Here is a 16,028-nt window from a genome sequence, read left to right on the forward strand (position 1 = left end):
GGATATTTACAACGCGGAGCGGCCGCATCATGCGTTGAAATACAGAACCCCCGATGCGGTACATAGGGGGTTCTGAGTAGAGAAATGCTAGTTGAAAATGTGTAAACCTATTTCAGGACTAGACATGCTTATGTCCACAGTCTGCCGAGGAGGCTCAACCCTTCGTCAGGTCCAGCCGGATGGCACCGACCGGTTTGCAGCAACAGGGCAGACATTCACCCGGGGAGACAAACGCCAGCGGCACATTGGGGTAGTGCACCGAGCCTGCCAGCAAGGGCGTGCGGCAGGCGCCGCAATAGCCGCTGCGGCACTGGAACTCCAGCTGATGGCCGTGGCGCTCCAGGGTCTCCAACACGCTCTCGCCGGGATGGGCGAGCAGGGTGCCATCACAGGTATGTACCAGCGGCACCTGTGGTGCCTCCTGCTGCGTTGCAGGCTGCAGGGCAGGGGCCAAGGTGTTGGTTGCGTCACTCACAGTTCAACGTCACCTGATAAATTGTCTGCATCTAGGTTTCTGCCGGTCTGACCGAGCAGCATATCGGGTAGCTGACTTACAGCTCGAAGTCACCGAGATCATCGGCGTGTACTTCGCTGTCAATCTGGCCGACCAGGTAGGAGCTCACTTCCACTTCCTGCGGGGCAACCTGCACGTTGTCGGACGACAGCCAGGTGTTGATCCAGGGGATCGGGTTTTGCTTTGCGCCGGCAAAGGCTGGCTGCAGACCGACCGCGTTCATGCGCAGGTTGGTGATGTACTCCACGTACTGGCAGAGGATGTCTTTGTTCAGGCCGATCATGGAGCCGTCCTGGAACAGGTACTCGGCCCACTCTTTCTCCTGAATGGCGGCTTCCTTGAAGATCTCGAAGCAGGCTTGCTCGCACTCGGCGGCAATCTCGGCCATCTCGGGGTCGTCCTGGCCGGTGCGCATCAGGTTCAGCATGTGCTGGGTGCCGGTCAGGTGCAGCGCTTCGTCACGGGCGATCATCTTGATGATCTTGGCGTTGCCTTCCATCAATTCGCGCTCGGCGAAGGCAAAGGAGCAGGCGAAGCTGACGTAGAAGCGAATTGCCTCCAGTGCATTGACGCTCATCAGGCACAGATAGAGCTTCTTCTTCAGCTCGCGCAGTGTGATGGTGCGCATCTGTCCGGCGACGCTGTGAGTCCCTTCACCGTGCAGGTTGTAGAGCGCGGTCGCTTCAATCAGGTCATCGTAGAAGCAGCTGATGGAGCCCGCGCGTTTGAGGATCTGCTCGTTGGTCACTATGTCATCGAACACCTGACCCGGGTTGTTGACGATATTGCGAATGATGTGGGTGTAGGAGCGAGAGTGGATGGTCTCCGAGAAGGCCCAGGTCTCGATCCAGGTTTCCAGCTCCGGAATGGAGACCAGCGGCAGCAGCGCCACGTTCGGGCTGCGACCCTGGATGGAATCCAGAAGAGTCTGGTACTTCAGGTTGGAGATGAAGATGTGCTGCTCGTGGGGCGGCAGCGCCTGATAGTCGATGCGGTCGTGGGAGACATCCACCTCTTCCGGGCGCCAGAAGAAGGAGAGCTGCTTCTCGATCAGCCGTTCAAAGACTTCGTGTTTTTGTTGATCATAACGGGCCACATTGACCGATTGGCCAAAAAACATCGGCTCTTTGAGCTGGTCGTTTTGGGTTTGGCAGAAAGTTGAATAGGCCATGGTTACCAGAATGTATTGAATGGATAAACAGGAGAGCGGGAGCTTGTCGCTCCCGCCCGGTTGTCAGATCTTGCAATAGCTTATATTTTACAAGCCCCACCGGCACAACCGTCATCTTGCATATCGGCTTGTGCGTCATCCGCCCCATCACGGGTGTTGTGATAGTAGAGGGTCTTGAGGCCGTATTTGTAAGCGGTCAGCAGATCCTTGAGCAACTGTTTCATCGGTACCTTGTTGCCTTCGAAACGGGCGGGGTCGTAGTTGGTGTTGGCGGAGATCGCCTGATCCACAAACTTCTGCATGATACCGACCAGCTGCAGATAGCCATCGACGCTCGGTTGCTTCCAGAGCAGTTCGTATTGATCTTTCAGGCGATGATACTCGGGCACCACCTGTTTGAGAATGCCATCCTTGGAGGCCTTGACCGAGACGAGGCCGCGCGGCGGCTCTATGCCGTTGGTGGCGTTTGAGATCTGGCTGGAAGTCTCGCTCGGCATCAAGGCGGTCAGGGTGGAGTTGCGCAGACCCACTGTCTTTATCTCTTCACGCAAGGTTTCCCAGTCCAGGTGCAGCGGCTCGTTGCACAGGTTGTCGAGATCCTTTTTATAGGTATCGATGGGCAAAATGCCCTGGGCATAGGTGGTCTCGTTGAACGCCGGGCAGGGGCCGAATTCGCGGGCCAGCTGCACGGAGGCTTTCAGCAGGTAGAACTGGATCGCCTCGAAGGTGCGGTGGGTCAGCGCCAGACCGGAGCCGTCGGAGTAGCGGGCGCCGTTCTTGGCCAGGTAGTAGGCGTAGTTGATGACGCCAATGCCCAGGGTGCGACGGTTCATGCTGCCTTTCTGGGCGGCCTTGAGCGGGTAGTCCTGATAGTCGAGCAGGGCATCCAGGGCGCGCACGGCGAGATCCGCCATCTCTTCCAGATCTTCCAGCTTCTCGATGGCACCGAGGTTGAAGGCAGACAGGGTGCACAGGGCAATTTCGCCCTCTTCGTCATCCACGTTGTTGAGCGGCTTGGTGGGCAGTGCAATCTCGAGGCAGAGGTTGGACTGACGTACCGGCGCCACGCTTGGATCGAACGGGCTGTGGGTGTTGCAGTGATCCACGTTCTGGATGTAGATGCGACCGGTGCCGGCGCGCTCCTGCATCATCAGCGAGAAGAGGTCGACCGCCTTGATGGTCTTCTTGCGAATGGCCGGATCCTGCTCGTACTTGACGTAGAGCGCTTCGAACTTGTCCTGATCCGCAAAGAAAGCATCGTACAGGCCAGGGGCATCGGACGGGGAGAACAGGGTGATGTCGCCGCCCTTGATCAGGCGCTGGTACATCAGCTTGTTGATCTGCACGCCGTAGTCCATGTGACGGACCCGGTTCTCTTCCACGCCGCGGTTGTTTTTCAGTACCAGCAGGCTTTCCACTTCGGTGTGCCACAGCGGGTAGAAGAGGGTGGCCGCACCACCGCGTACACCGCCCTGGGAGCAGCATTTGACCGCAGTCTGGAAGTATTTGTAGAAGGGGATGCAGCCGGTGTGGAAGGCTTCGCCGCCACGGATGGGGCTGCCCAGACCACGGATGCGGCCGGCGTTGATGCCGATGCCGGCGCGCTGGGAGACATAACGGACGATGGCGCTGGCGGTGGCATTGATGGAATCCAGGCTGTCATCGCATTCGATCAGCACGCAGGAGCTGAACTGACGGGTCGGGGTACGGACACCGCTCATGATGGGGGTCGGCAGCGAAATTTTGAAGGTCGACACCGCATCGTAGAAACGCTTGATGTAGCTCAGACGGGTATCTTTCGGATACTTGGAGAAGAGGCAGGCCGCTACCAGTATGTAGAGGAACTGCGGGCTCTCGTAGATCTCGCCTGTGACGCGGTTCTGCACCAGGTACTTGCCTTCCAGCTGCTTGACGGCGGCGTAGGAGAAGTTCATGTCACGCCAGTGATCCAGGTGCTCGTTGAGCTCCTCGAATTCGGCCTGGGTGTAGTCGGTCAGCAGGTGCTTGTCATATTTGCCCATGTCTACCAGACGGGCGACGTGCTGGTAGAGGTGGGGCGGCTCGAACTGGCCGTAGGCTTTCTTGCGCAGGTGGAAGATGGCCAGACGGGCAGCCATGTACTGGTAATCCGGACTTTGCTCGGAGATCAGGTCAGCAGTGGCCTTGATGACGGTTTCGTGGATATCGGCGGTACGGATACCGTCATAGAACTGGATGTGGGACTTGAGTTCCACCTGGGAGACCGACACGTTGTCGAGCCCTTCGGCGGCCCAATCCAGCACGCGGTGAATTTTATCCAGATCGATGGGTTCTTTGTGGCCGTTACGCTTCGTCACAAACAAGTTCATTGGCTGATGACCTTCAGTTGATTCCCGAAAAACCATCGCACTGCGCTGGCCTCGGCGCCGTGAACGGCTGCGGGAGGTGGGGGCGTATTGTGCGATGAATCACAAGATATAGTGTTATTTTGAGTTCGAGCTACAAGATAGTGAGGTCGCCCCCGCTTTGCAATCTGTGGATAAGGCATTAGCTGTGGATAAATTGTGGGTGTCGGGACCCATGTTAGTGGACGCTCACAGTGAGTGGGTTTTCATGCGTCCGATCCGGTAAATGCAAGTCTGATGATCGAACATGGAAAATTTAAATAACTTTTTTTGCTTGCGAAAACGGGGTGTTTTTACTAGCAAATTCAGTCTGGTTATCCCTTGTGCAGCAGGGGTCAAAAGGTGTCCTGTCCCAGTCTGTTGGCGGTTGCCAAATCGCAAAAAAGGGAGATCAATCCGGACCTCCCCTGGTCTCATCCTTGTGCCTGCAACGGTCGCCAATCGTGCTCATCTGGCCACCGATTGGCGATAAAGCTACCTTTATGATCCATCAATCTGGCTGTCTGGCGGCAAACAGGATTAGCTCAGCTCGTAACGCAGCCAGTGGTGCAGGGCCTGCACGGTATCGAAGTGCAGATCCGCACCCCAGTCGGCGGGATCCTCGTCCTCGTTCAGATAACCCCAGCCTGCGACGGCGGTGCGCATGCCCGCATTGCGGCCCGCCTCTATGTCACGCACATGATCCCCCACATAGAGGCAGTGGGCGGCGTCGACCCCCAACTGTTCACAGGCAAAGTACATGGGGGCAGGGTCGGGCTTGCGCACCGGCAGGGTGTCGGCACTGACCGTCACGCCGCAACTGGCAAGCTCGGGCAAGGTAGCCAGCAGCGGTTCGGTGAGAAAGCCCGGCTTGTTGGTGACTATGCCCCAGGGCAGTTTTTTCTCGTCCAGCCACTCTATGAGATTCACCATCCCCTCATAGGGTCGAGTGCCGACACAGAGGTTGGCCGCGTAGTAGTCGAGCAGGGCGGTGCGCAGGCGAGTGGCCCCCAGCTCCTCGAGCAGCTCATCGCCAAGCCCGGCTTTGAGCAGCCCAAGCGCGCCGTGGGAGGTGGTCTGTCGGATGATGGCGTCAGAGAGCGGCGCAAAGCCTTCGCTCACCAGCACATGGTTGACGGCGGCGCCCAAGTCCGGCGCCGTATCGAGCAAGGTGCCATCCAGGTCAAACAGCACACAGCGCAGCGGTACCGGCGTGTTATCGATCATCAGCCATGCTCCGGGCGGATGAACTCCACCATGTAGTTGACGTCGACATTCTTGCCAAGCTTGAACTGGTTGGAGAGCGGCGCGTAGTGCACCCCGCTCATGTCCCGTACCAAGAGGCCTGCTGCTTCACCCATGCGACACAGCTCGGCTGGGGTGATGAACTTCTTGTGATCGTGGGTACCTTTGGGAACCATCTTCATCAGGTATTCGGCGCCGATGATCATCATCAGATAGGCTTTCGGATTGCGGTTGATGGTGGAGACGAACACCCGTCCGCCCGGGCGCACCAGAGTGGCGATGGCGCGCAGCACCGAAGCCGGATCAGGCACATGCTCCAGCATCTCCATGCAAGTGACCACGTCATACTGGCCAGGGGCCTGGCCTGCGTGCTCCTCCGCCGTCATCTGCTGGTATTGGAGCTCCACCCCTTGTTCCAGGGCGTGCAGGCGGGCGACCCCAAGAGGCTCCTTGCCCATGTCGATGCCGGTGACGTGAGCACCCCGACGGGCCATGCTCTCGGAGAGAATGCCGCCACCGCAGCCGATGTCGAGGATGCGTTTGCCAAACAGGCCGCCGCTCTTGTCGGTGATCCAGTCAAGGCGCACCGGATTGATTTGATGCAGTGGCTTGAATTCGCCCTCCATGTCCCACCAGCGGGAGGCAATAGCTTCAAATTTGGCGATTTCTGTCAGATCGACATTGGCATCACTATTCATATTTTGTGGATCCTGTGGCAGGGCGCGCAGGTAGCAAGACTCGGGCGCAATCTATTGTCCTGGCGGGCATTATAACGGAGACACTTTGTCACACCAGCCCGACTTGTTACCCGGATTTGTGGCTTAAGGTATTTGGCTCAGTGTGTTACCATAGCGCGCTGTTTAAGCCAAAGAACAACTAATTAGGGATTAAGGCTTTCTATGAGCGATCTGGCCAGAGAGATCACGCCGATCAACATCGAAGAAGAGCTCAAGAGTTCCTATCTTGATTACGCCATGAGCGTGATCGTAGGACGAGCTCTGCCGGATGTGCGTGATGGCTTGAAACCGGTTCACCGCCGCGTTCTGTTTGCTATGAACGAGTTGGGGAACGACTGGAACAAGCCCTATAAAAAATCGGCCCGTGTGGTCGGTGACGTAATTGGTAAATACCACCCGCACGGCGACAGTGCCGTGTATGACACCATTGTCCGCTTGGCGCAGGATTTCTCCATGCGTTACATGCTGGTCGATGGTCAGGGCAACTTCGGTTCGGTCGACGGCGACAGCGCCGCCGCCATGCGTTACACCGAAGTGCGGATGGCACGCATCTCCCACGAGCTGCTGGCCGATCTGGACAAAGAAACCGTGGACTGGGTGCCCAACTATGATGGCACCGAGATGATCCCGGCTGTCATGCCCACCAAGGTGCCCAACCTGCTGGTCAACGGTTCATCCGGTATCGCGGTGGGCATGGCGACCAACATTCCTCCTCACAACCTCACCGAGATAGTGAACGGTTGTCTGGCGCTTATCGAGAATGGCAATCTCACCATCGATGAGTTGATGACCTACATCACAGGGCCTGATTTCCCCACCGGCGCCATCATCAATGGTCGTGCTGGCATAGTGCAGGCCTACCGTACCGGTCGCGGCTCCGTCTATGTGCGTGCCAAAGCCGAAGTGGAAGTGGACGACAAGACCAGTCGCGAGACCATCATCGTTCACGAGCTGCCTTATCAGGTGAACAAGGCGCGGTTGATCGAGAAGATCGCCGAGCTGGTCAAAGAGAAGAAGGTCGAGGGCATCAGTGCCCTGCGCGATGAGTCTGATAAAGACGGCATGCGCATCGTTATCGAGATCAAACGTGGCGAGTCTGGCGAGATTGTGCTGAACAATCTCTACAAGCACACCCAGCTGCAGACCACGTTCGGCATCAACATGGTGGCGCTCGATAACAACCAGCCCAAGGTGATGAACCTTAAAGACATTCTGGATGCGTTCCTGCTGCACCGCCGTGAGGTCGTGACCCGCCGGACCGTGTTCGAGCTGCGCAAGGCGCGGGATCGGGCTCACATCCTTGAAGGTCTGGCCGTCGCGCTGGCCAACATCGACCCCATCATAGAGCTGATCCGTCACTCCGATACGCCCGCAGACGCCAAAGCCAAACTGGTTGCCCGCGGTTGGGAGCTCGGCAACGTGGCCGCCATGCTGGAAAAAGCAGGCGATGACGCGGCCCGCCCCGAGTGGCTGGAGCCGGAATTCGGCATCCGTGAAGGTCAATACTTCCTGACCGAGCAGCAAGCCCAGGCCATCCTTGACCTGCGTTTGCACAAGCTGACCGGCCTCGAGCACGGCAAGATCCTGGAAGAGTATCAATCTCTGCTGGATCTGATTGCCGAGCTGCTGTTCATCCTGGCAAGCCCGGAACGGTTGATGGAAGTGATCCGCGATGAACTGCTGGCCGTGCGCGAGCAGTATGGCGACGAACGTCGCACCGAGATCAGCGCCTCCAGCGCCGAGATCAACATCGAAGATCTGATCACGCCGGAAGACGTGGTGGTTACCCTGTCTCACCAGGGTTACGTGAAATACCAGCCGATCACAGACTACGAGGCCCAGCGCCGCGGTGGTCGTGGCAAGTCGGCCACCCGGATCAAGGAAGAGGACTTTGTGGAACGTCTGCTGGTGGCCAACACCCATGACACCATTCTGTGCTTCTCCACCCGTGGCAAGGTCTACTGGCTGAAGGTGTATCAGCTGCCGGAGGCGTCCCGTGGCGCCCGTGGTCGTCCGATCATCAACTTGCTGCCGCTGGAAGAGGGTGAACGTATCACCGCCATCCTGCCGGTCAAAGAGTATGCCGACGACAAGTATGTCTTCTTCGCCACCGCTGATGGTACCGTGAAGAAAACCAGCCTGTCTGCGTTCAGCCGTCCGCTCTCCTCCGGTATTCGTGCCATCAACCTCAAAGAGGGTGATGAGTTGATCGGGGTGGACATCACAGATGGCAGCAACGAGATCATGCTGTTCTCCGATGCGGGCAAGGTGGTTCGCTTCAATGAAGGTAGCGGCCGCGCCGATGCAGCCGATGCTGATGTCAGCGATGATGTCGACGGAGATGACGAGAGTGTCATTGACGCTGGCAACGACGATGATGGCAGCGACAACGGCGAAGGCAGCGAGAGTACCGAAAGCAAGGGCACCTTCAAGGGCGTGCGTCCCATGGGCCGTACCGCCGGTGGGGTACGCGGTATCCGCCTGCTCAACGGCGACAAGGTGGTTTCCCTGATCGTCCCCCGTGGCGAGGGTGCCATCCTGACCGCGACCGAGAACGGTTACGGCAAGCGTACCGCGCTGACCGAGTACCCGACCAAGAGCCGTGGTACTCAGGGCGTTCGTTCCATCAAGGTGGACGAGCGTAACGGCAAGGTGATCGATGCGATCCAGGTTGACGATACCGACCAGATCATGCTGATCACCAATGGCGGCACCCTGGTCCGTACTCGCGTCTCCGAAGTGAGCATCATAGGTCGTAACACAGGTGGTGTTCGTCTGATCCGTACCGGTGAAGATGAAACCGTGGTCGGCCTGCAGCGCATTGCCGAGAGCGATGAGGAAGAGAACGACGTCATGGCCATTGACGGTGAGGTGTCTGAAGGCACCGACACCACGCAAGACGCCGGCTCTGCCGCCGCAGGATCCTCTGAAGGGTCTACTGAAGAGGGCGCAGCGAGCGACGAATAATCGCGCGTTTGCTGCCATGAAAAAGAGCGACCCTTGGGTCGCTCTTTTTATTGCTGTTTTGTGCCTTGCTGCTGCTTTTACATCCGCCCTGGGAGCCAGCTGATCGTGCCCGCTTAGACTCCTCTGCATTGCCGCACTCCCGCAATTTACCCCAAATCCTTCATGCTGGTGTCATCTCGCTGTCATTGGGCGGGGCCAAGCTGCCCCTTGTACTCAACAAGCATGCCAAGCGGGCCTGGCGCCTGCATCCATCAACAGGAGCATCTTATGACTAGCTGGGTAATGTGGGAGATCTGGTGGAGCCGGGTATGGGGCGAACATCAGCAAGGATCGCTGACAGAGGAGCATGAGGACGAAGTGGCCCATGAGCCTGCACGACTGCCCGCCGAATTGACTGCACAGGGCAAGGCCACGCACGCGCCTCGGCCAAGGGGTTGAGGCCCTGCTTGTCGGCATGGTTAACCTTGTGGTGCGCCGATTAAGGGGAGGCGTTGTGATCCTTGCCGATGCTGTCGGGGCGATCAGAAGAGCCGCAGTTGTTCACCCGGGCGGATAAAGCCGTCCCGCCGTAGCTGAAGATGGCGCTTGCCCAGGCCCAAACGCTTGTTGATGAGCCGAAAGCGCTGGGCGAGCAAGTCCGCAAACTGGCCCTCACCGCGCATGCGGGTGCCAAAGGCGGGGCTGTTGAGCCCGCCATCCCGACTGGCTCGCAACTGGTTCAGGATGGCCTCCTTCTGGCCGGGGTAGTGCTCCTCCAGCCAGTCGCTGAACAGTGTGGTCAGCTCGTGGGGCAATCGCAGCAGTATGTAGTCGGCGCTCTGGGCGCCGGCTTCGGCTGCCGCCTTGATGATTTGCTCGAGCTCAGGTTCGTTGAGGCGCGGGATCATGGGCGCTGCCAGCACGCCGACCGGTACTCCTGCCTGTGCCAGCTTTTCAATCACCTTGAGCCGACCCGTGCCTGTGCTGGCTCTGGGTTCCAGCTGACGGCGCAAGGTTTCATTTAATGTCGTCACCGACACCATCACCTGACAGAGTCCCTCCCGAGCCAGTTCGGCCAGCAGATCGAGGTCGCGCAATATCATGGCGCTCTTGGTGATGATGCCGACCGGGTGGCGATGGGCCTGCATCACTTCCAGCAATTGGCGGGTGAGGCGATAGTGATGCTCGATGGGCTGGTAAGGATCGGTGTTGGCGCCGAGCACTATGGTCTGTGGCTGATAGGTTGGCTTGGCAAACTCCCGGCGCAACAGCTCGGCGGCATTGAGCTTGGCAAACAGCCTGGTCTCGAAGTCGAGGCCGGGGGATAGCTCCAGATAGGCGTGACTCGGTCTGGCATAGCAGTAGATGCAGCCATGCTCACAGCCCTGATAGGGGTTGATGGATCGACCAAAGGGCACATCCGGCGAGCGGTTGTAACTGATGATGCTGCGGGCGGTTATCTCCTTCACCTCGGTGCGGGGATCACTGGCGGCAAATGCCGCTTCCCACTCGGGTTGAGCCCAGCCGTCATCGACCGCGTCGACCCGCTGGCCGCTGAAGCGGTGATCAACATTGTGGAAACTGCCTCGTCCTGCCATCACATCACACCGACACTGTTTATATATACAGTCATCTTGCAAGCCTCAGAGCCAAAACACAAGCTCTCGCCATCGCTTCCTTGCTTAAAGCAGCATGACAAATGGATCTCTTGCTTGATCCCCCTGATACATTTCGTTTACATAGACAAAATGCGAACTGGATCACGGAAATCATCATGAAACCCATTGTCTCCCGCTGGCTGTTTATCGGTGTACTTGGCCTGGTCATCTGGCGGCTGATCCCGCTCTCCACCGATCAGGAGCTGGCATCGGCCAATCGAGCCTGGCGTAGCGGCCAGTTCGAGACGGCGACAAAGATCTGGCAACCGCTGGCCGAGCAGGGGATCCCCCGGGCTCAGGCGCTGCTGGGCTGGAGCCACGAGGTGGGGCAGGGAACGGCGCAGGACATGGAGCAAGCCATCAGCCTTTATCGCCAGTCGGCGCAGGCCGGAGACGCCTTTGGCCAATACCGGCTGGCGGAGGTCTATCTGCGCGGCGCCGGGGTGAAGCGGGACCTGCGGGAGGCATTTCACTGGATGGAGCTGGCGGCCCGCAACGGTGACGTGCCCGCCATGCTCAAAGTCGGCGTGCTGCACCTGATGGGGGTAAGTGGTCGGGTCGATCTGCCCCAGGCCAAGCAGTGGCTCTATCAGGCTTCGCAGAAGGGCAACAAGCTTGCATTGAAGGTGTTGGAGGAGCTTGCCCTGGCCGAGGAGGGGAGCAGTACCTTCGATTTCAACTGGCAACCCCTTCTGGGTGAGTGACTGGCAAGCGATTCATTTGGTTGTAGAAAATCTCACCAAACTCGATACAGCCCCGCCTACTTCTGGTAGCATGGTCCGGTTTTTGGTTTGCCTTGTGCCGTTAAGCAAGCTGTTTGCGGCGCAGTGCGCCTCTGCAAAGTGCTGTAGAGAGCCAGAACATCACCCTTTTTGAATGATTTTTTCCATCCCGCATGTGCCCTTTGGTAGGGGGCACCACTGTATAAGGAAACACACAATGCCAATCATTACTCTGCCTGACGGCAGCCAACGTCAATTTGCCCACTCCGTTTCCGTCATGGACGTGGCCGCGGACATAGGTCCGGGTCTTGCCAAGGCGTGCATTGCCGGTCGGGTAAACGGTGAACTGGTGGATGCCTGCGAGCTCATTGAAGCCGATGCCTCCCTGGCCATCATCACCGCCAAAGACGAAGAAGGTCTGGACATACTGCGCCACTCCTGTGCTCACCTGCTGGGTCATGCCATCAAGCAACTCTGGCCCCAGACCAAGATGGCCATCGGTCCTGTCATCGACAACGGCTTCTATTACGACGTCGATCTCGACCGCACTCTGACCGACGACGATCTGGCTGCCCTGGAAGAGCGCATGCTGGCGCTGGCCGCTAAGGATTACGACGTCATCAAGAAAAAAGTCTCCTGGCAGGAAGCGCGCGACGTGTTCGAAGCCCGTGGCGAGACTTACAAGGTCGAGATCCTGGATCAGAATATTGCCCGTGATGACCAGCCAGGCCTGTATCATCACGAAGAGTACGTCGACATGTGTCGTGGCCCGCACGTGCCCAACATGCGTCACTGCCACCACTTCAAGTTGCAGAAGATGTCTGGCGCCTACTGGCGTGGCGATTCTAACAACAAGATGCTGCAGCGCATTTATGGCACGGCCTGGGCTGACAAGAAGCAGCTCAAAGGCTACCTGCAGCGTCTGGAAGAGGCGTCCAAGCGCGACCACCGCAAGATAGGCAAGCAGCTCGACCTGTATCACATGCAGGAAGAAGCGCCTGGCATGGTGTTCTGGCACAACGATGGTTGGACCATCTTCCGTGAGCTGGAAACCTTCATCCGTGGCAAGCTCAAAGAGTACGACTATCAGGAAGTGAAGGGGCCCTTCATGATGGACAGGGTGCTGTGGGAGCGTTCAGGCCACTGGGAGAAGTATGCCCAGGCCATGTTCACCACCCAGTCCGAAAACCGCGAATACGCCATCAAGCCGATGAACTGCCCGGGTCACGTCCAGATCTTCAACCAGGGTCTGAAGTCCTACCGCGATCTGCCGCTGCGTATGGCCGAATTCGGCTCCTGCCACCGCAATGAGCCGTCCGGCTCCCTGCATGGTCTGATGCGGGTGCGTGGTTTTACCCAGGATGACGCCCACATCTTCTGTACCGAAGAGCAGATCATGGAAGAGGTGTCCGCCTGTATCCGTATGGTCTATGACGTCTACGGTACCTTTGGTTTTGAAAATATCGTGGTCAAGCTCTCAACCCGTCCTGAGCAGCGTATCGGTTCCGATGAAGCCTGGGATCGCGCCGAGGCCGCCTTGGCCGAAGCTCTGGTGCTGAACGGCCTGAAATACGATCTGCAGCCGGGCGAGGGGGCTTTCTACGGTCCCAAAATCGAATTTACCCTGCATGATTGCCTTGATCGTGCTTGGCAGTGTGGTACCGTGCAGCTCGACTTTGCCCTGCCTGGACGTCTGGGTGCCACTTATGTGGGTGAAGACAACGAACGCCACGTACCGGTGATGATCCACCGGGCCATTCTGGGTTCACTCGAGCGTTTCATCGGTATTCTGACCGAAGAGTACGCCGGACTGTTCCCGACTTGGTTGGCTCCGACTCAGGCTGTGGTCATGAATATCACAGATAATCAGGCCGATTATGCGGTAAAAGTAGCCAAAGCATTGAATGATGCGGGTCTTCGCGCAAAAGCGGACTTGAGAAATGAGAAGATTGGCTTTAAAATCCGCGAGCATACTTTGAAGCGAGTACCTTTCATGCTGGTCTGCGGCGATAAAGAAGTTGAAGCCGGTAAGATTGCAGTACGGACTCGTAAAGGGGCTGACCTGGGCACTTATCCTGTTGAAGAGCTAGTTGCTCTGTTGACCCAGGAAGTTCAGACCCGCGGACAAAAGAAAGTGGAGGAATAAGCTATAAAAGGCGGAAAAAAACTGGGCAAGCAACCGCAAGCCCGCGCTCACCGGATCAATACCGAGATTCGTCTGAAAGAAGTTCGTCTCACTGGTATTGACGGAGAGCCTTTGGGTGTCGTCGAGATCCATGATGCACTGAACTTGGCCCTTGAGGCTGGAGTAGATCTGGTCGAGATCAGTCCTAACGCTGAACCGCCCGTTTGCCGCATCATGGATTACGGCAAATTCCTCTACGAAAAGAGCAAAACAACCAAAGAACAGAAGAAAAAGCAGAAAGTCGTCCAGGTCAAGGAAATCAAATTCCGTCCTGGTACTGACGAAGGCGACTATCAGGTAAAACTACGCAACCTGGTTCGCTTTCTAGAAGACGGGGACAAGGCTAAGGTCACCCTGCGCTTCCGTGGTCGTGAAATGGCTCACCAGGATCTTGGTATCAAGGTTCTGGAGCGCGTCAAGAACGATCTGGAAGAGTTGGCCGTAGTGGAGTCGTTCCCGAAAGTCGAAGGCCGTCAAGCTGTGATGGTCCTCGCACCCAAGAAGAAATCTTAAGGCCCACAAGAAATTGACTCATGGGTTTGCGCCCATGAGTTGGTTCGCCTTGCGATTTTGTTGTCACTCACAATGCGGAGTATGAAATGCCGAAGATGAAAACCAACCGGGGTGCTGCAAAGCGCTTCAAAAAGACTGGCTCGGGTCGCTTCAAGTGCAAGCATAACCACCTGCGTCACATCCTGACCAAGAAGAGCAGCAAGCGTAAGCGCAAGCTGGGACCGAAGTTCATGGTTTCCGCTGCCGACCACAAACGTGTTGTCGCTTGTCTGCCGTACGCATAAGGGGGGATGTAAAAAATGCCAAGAGTTAAACGTGGTGTGACTGCTCGAGCTCGTCACAAGAAAGTAATGAAAGCCGCCAAAGGTTACTACGGCGCCCGTTCCCGTGTTTACCGCGTAGCGGTACAAGCGGTAACCAAAGCTGGTCAGTATGCCTACCGTGACCGTCGCCAGAAAAAGCGTCAGTTCCGTCAGCTGTGGATTGCGCGTATCAACGCTGCAGCACGTCAGAACGGTCTGTCATACAGCCGTCTGATCAACGGTCTGAAGAAGGCTTCTATCGAGATCGATCGCAAGATCCTGTCCGATATCGCCGTTCACGACAAGTTGGCTTTCACCGCCCTGGTTGAAAAGGCTAAAGCAGCACTGGTTTAATCCGGTTCTGTTATGAAAGATAAAAGGAGGCTCAGGCCTCCTTTTTTGTTGTCTGCAATTTATCCAGTTCTGTTGTCAGACCCGACTGTTACCTCTGTATATCTGCAACATGATTTCATTATATGCCAACAAACTAGTATTTTTTCCCCATATTTAACGAGGAGAGGGAATCGGGTCAGCCTCTTCCCCGATAACAAAATGATTTCTAGGGAGAAAAGGCCACCTTAACTATGGTCAGCGAAGGGGCTTTTTTTGTATTATCCCCCTCTTGACCTTATTTAGCCTAACAGGCTCCTGTTTCGGGAGTGGTGACGAGGAAGACATGCAACAGCTTGAAGAAGTAGTCGGCCAGGCCAAGGCCGAAATTGAGGGCGTCAACGACGTTGCGACCCTCGACGAAATCCGGGTCAAATATCTGGGTAAAAAAGGCTTTTTTACCGAGCAGATGAAGACATTGGGCGCCTTGTCCGCCGAAGAGCGTCCTGCCGCGGGCGCCGTGATCAACCAGGCCAAGCAGCAGGTTCAGGATGCCCTGAACGCACGCCGTGATGCACTGGTGGAGCAGGAGCTGAACCAGAAGCTGGCTGCCGAGACCATCGATGTGAGCCTGCCGGGCCGTCGCATCGAGAACGGTGGTCTGCACCCTGTGACCCGTACCATTGAGCGCATTGAGCGCCTGTTTGGCGAGATGGGGTTCAAGGTGGAACGCGGTCCCGAAATTGAAGATGGCTTCCACAACTTCGATGCGTTGAACATTCCGGCTCATCACCCGGCACGTACCGATCACGACACCTTCTACTTCAATCCCGATCTGATGCTGCGTACCCACACCTCGGGTGTGCAGATCCGCACCATGGAACATCAGCAACCGCCGATCCGCATCATAGCGCCGGGCCGCGTCTATCGTAACGACTACGACATGACCCACACGCCAATGTTCCACCAGGTTGAAGGCCTGCTGGTTGACGAGCATGCCAGCTTTACCGAGCTCAAAGGCATACTGCACGACTTCCTGCGCAACTACTTCGAGGAAGATCTCACCATTCGCTTCCGTCCTTCCTACTTCCCGTTCACCGAGCCGAGTGCCGAAGTGGACGTCATGGGCAAGAATGGCAAGTGGCTGGAAGTGCTGGGTTGCGGCATGGTGCACCCGAATGTGCTGCGTTCGGTCGGCATCGATCCGGAAAAATACTCCGGCTTTGCCTTCGGCATGGGCGTTGAGCGCCTGACCATGCTGCGTTACGGGGTCAACGACCTGCGTGCCTTCTTCGAAAACGACCTGCGCTTCCTCAAGCAGTTCAAGTAAGGGCGAGAGAAC

14 protein-coding genes are annotated in these 16,028 nt (G+C 57.2%); 8 read left to right on the forward strand and 6 right to left on the reverse strand.

Going from position 1 to position 16,028, the window contains the following annotated elements; translation table 11 throughout:
* Positions 1 to 154 precede the first annotated feature (154 nt).
* The 5 genes from yfaE to ubiG form a co-directional block, all read right to left on the reverse strand.
* Complete coding sequence (yfaE, locus tag GWQ31_RS09140; RefSeq protein ID WP_275909180.1) at positions 155 to 475, reverse strand: class I ribonucleotide reductase maintenance protein YfaE; 321 nt, start codon at positions 473 to 475, stop codon at positions 155 to 157.
* A 76-nt stretch (positions 476 to 551) separates the two neighbouring features.
* Complete coding sequence (gene nrdB, locus GWQ31_RS09145; RefSeq protein ID WP_021140537.1) at positions 552 to 1,685, reverse strand: class Ia ribonucleoside-diphosphate reductase subunit beta; 1,134 nt, start codon at positions 1,683 to 1,685, stop codon at positions 552 to 554.
* 80 nt (positions 1,686 to 1,765) lie between these two features.
* Positions 1,766 to 4,033, reverse strand: coding sequence for a class 1a ribonucleoside-diphosphate reductase subunit alpha (gene nrdA, locus GWQ31_RS09150; protein WP_017411669.1), 2,268 nt, complete (start codon positions 4,031 to 4,033; stop codon positions 1,766 to 1,768).
* A gap of 555 nt (positions 4,034 to 4,588) precedes the next feature.
* A complete protein-coding gene (locus GWQ31_RS09155) occupies positions 4,589 to 5,275 on the reverse strand; it encodes an HAD-IA family hydrolase (protein ID WP_275909181.1) in 687 nt (228 codons plus the stop codon).
* The gene (gene ubiG / locus GWQ31_RS09160; protein ID WP_042866469.1) at positions 5,275 to 5,991 is read right to left on the reverse strand and encodes a bifunctional 2-polyprenyl-6-hydroxyphenol methylase/3-demethylubiquinol 3-O-methyltransferase UbiG; all 717 of its coding nucleotides are present in this window, start codon (positions 5,989 to 5,991) and stop codon (positions 5,275 to 5,277) included. The genes GWQ31_RS09155 and ubiG overlap by 1 nt, the downstream gene beginning before the upstream one ends.
* A gap of 201 nt (positions 5,992 to 6,192) precedes the next feature.
* Here ubiG and gyrA point away from each other — a divergent pair, with 201 nt between their 5' ends.
* Together gyrA and GWQ31_RS09170 are read left to right on the forward strand one after the other, a co-directional pair.
* Positions 6,193 to 8,997: a DNA topoisomerase (ATP-hydrolyzing) subunit A gene (gene gyrA, locus GWQ31_RS09165; protein WP_275909182.1), complete on the forward strand. Its 2,805-nt coding sequence runs from the start codon at positions 6,193 to 6,195 to the stop codon at positions 8,995 to 8,997.
* Positions 8,998 to 9,264: 267 nt separating this feature from the next.
* Positions 9,265 to 9,435 carry a hypothetical protein gene (locus tag GWQ31_RS09170; RefSeq protein WP_192895752.1) on the forward strand — a complete coding sequence of 57 codons (171 nt, stop codon included), beginning with the start codon at positions 9,265 to 9,267 and terminating at the stop codon, positions 9,433 to 9,435.
* Positions 9,436 to 9,518: 83 nt separating this feature from the next.
* Here GWQ31_RS09170 and GWQ31_RS09175 read toward each other — a convergent pair whose 3' ends face one another.
* On the reverse strand, positions 9,519 to 10,574 hold the full coding sequence (locus GWQ31_RS09175; RefSeq protein WP_275909183.1) for a PA0069 family radical SAM protein: 1,056 nt from the start codon (positions 10,572 to 10,574) through the stop codon (positions 9,519 to 9,521).
* A 176-nt stretch (positions 10,575 to 10,750) separates the two neighbouring features.
* Here GWQ31_RS09175 and GWQ31_RS09180 point away from each other — a divergent pair, with 176 nt between their 5' ends.
* The 6 genes from GWQ31_RS09180 (at position 10,751) to pheS (ending at position 16,016) form a co-directional block, all read left to right on the forward strand.
* Entirely contained in the window at positions 10,751 to 11,338 is a 588-nt protein-coding gene (locus GWQ31_RS09180; RefSeq protein ID WP_275909184.1) for a tetratricopeptide repeat protein, read from the forward strand.
* Between the two features lie 235 nt (positions 11,339 to 11,573).
* Positions 11,574 to 13,502 carry a threonine--tRNA ligase gene (gene thrS / locus GWQ31_RS09185; protein ID WP_005315531.1) on the forward strand — a complete coding sequence of 643 codons (1,929 nt, stop codon included), beginning with the start codon at positions 11,574 to 11,576 and terminating at the stop codon, positions 13,500 to 13,502.
* A 21-nt stretch (positions 13,503 to 13,523) separates the two neighbouring features.
* Positions 13,524 to 14,054, forward strand: coding sequence for a translation initiation factor IF-3 (gene infC, locus GWQ31_RS09190; protein ID WP_155603220.1), 531 nt, complete (start codon positions 13,524 to 13,526; stop codon positions 14,052 to 14,054).
* 86 nt (positions 14,055 to 14,140) lie between these two features.
* The gene (gene rpmI / locus GWQ31_RS09195; RefSeq protein ID WP_005315535.1) at positions 14,141 to 14,338 is read left to right on the forward strand and encodes a 50S ribosomal protein L35; all 198 of its coding nucleotides are present in this window, start codon (positions 14,141 to 14,143) and stop codon (positions 14,336 to 14,338) included.
* Positions 14,339 to 14,353: 15 nt separating this feature from the next.
* The gene (rplT, locus tag GWQ31_RS09200) at positions 14,354 to 14,710 is read left to right on the forward strand and encodes a 50S ribosomal protein L20 (RefSeq protein ID WP_005300683.1); all 357 of its coding nucleotides are present in this window, start codon (positions 14,354 to 14,356) and stop codon (positions 14,708 to 14,710) included.
* Between the two features lie 322 nt (positions 14,711 to 15,032).
* On the forward strand, positions 15,033 to 16,016 hold the full coding sequence (pheS, locus tag GWQ31_RS09205; RefSeq protein ID WP_005315542.1) for a phenylalanine--tRNA ligase subunit alpha: 984 nt from the start codon (positions 15,033 to 15,035) through the stop codon (positions 16,014 to 16,016).
* The last annotated feature ends 12 nt before the right edge of the window (positions 16,017 to 16,028 follow it).

The sequence above is a fragment of the Aeromonas sp. 2MA4 genome, from assembly GCF_029237305.1.
GTDB lineage: Bacteria > Pseudomonadota > Gammaproteobacteria > Enterobacterales > Aeromonadaceae > Aeromonas > Aeromonas salmonicida.

What these genes read in the sequence shown, in the direction of transcription:
- pheS (WP_005315542.1), top strand. Translation starts at nt 15,033, where the DNA reads ATGCAACAGCTTGAAGAAGTAGTCGGCCAGGCCAAGGCCGAAATTGAG.
- GWQ31_RS09175 (WP_275909183.1), bottom strand. Translation starts at nt 10,574, where the DNA reads ATGGCAGGACGAGGCAGTTTCCACAATGTTGATCACCGCTTCAGCGGC.
- GWQ31_RS09155 (WP_275909181.1), bottom strand. Translation starts at nt 5,275, where the DNA reads ATGATCGATAACACGCCGGTACCGCTGCGCTGTGTGCTGTTTGACCTG.
- rpmI (WP_005315535.1), top strand. Translation starts at nt 14,141, where the DNA reads ATGCCGAAGATGAAAACCAACCGGGGTGCTGCAAAGCGCTTCAAAAAG.
- nrdA (WP_017411669.1), bottom strand. Translation starts at nt 4,033, where the DNA reads ATGAACTTGTTTGTGACGAAGCGTAACGGCCACAAAGAACCCATCGAT.
- gyrA (WP_275909182.1), top strand. Translation starts at nt 6,193, where the DNA reads ATGAGCGATCTGGCCAGAGAGATCACGCCGATCAACATCGAAGAAGAG.
- thrS (WP_005315531.1), top strand. Translation starts at nt 11,574, where the DNA reads ATGCCAATCATTACTCTGCCTGACGGCAGCCAACGTCAATTTGCCCAC.
- GWQ31_RS09180 (WP_275909184.1), top strand. Translation starts at nt 10,751, where the DNA reads ATGAAACCCATTGTCTCCCGCTGGCTGTTTATCGGTGTACTTGGCCTG.
- nrdB (WP_021140537.1), bottom strand. Translation starts at nt 1,685, where the DNA reads ATGGCCTATTCAACTTTCTGCCAAACCCAAAACGACCAGCTCAAAGAG.
- GWQ31_RS09170 (WP_192895752.1), top strand. Translation starts at nt 9,265, where the DNA reads ATGACTAGCTGGGTAATGTGGGAGATCTGGTGGAGCCGGGTATGGGGC.
- rplT (WP_005300683.1), top strand. Translation starts at nt 14,354, where the DNA reads ATGCCAAGAGTTAAACGTGGTGTGACTGCTCGAGCTCGTCACAAGAAA.
- ubiG (WP_042866469.1), bottom strand. Translation starts at nt 5,991, where the DNA reads ATGAATAGTGATGCCAATGTCGATCTGACAGAAATCGCCAAATTTGAA.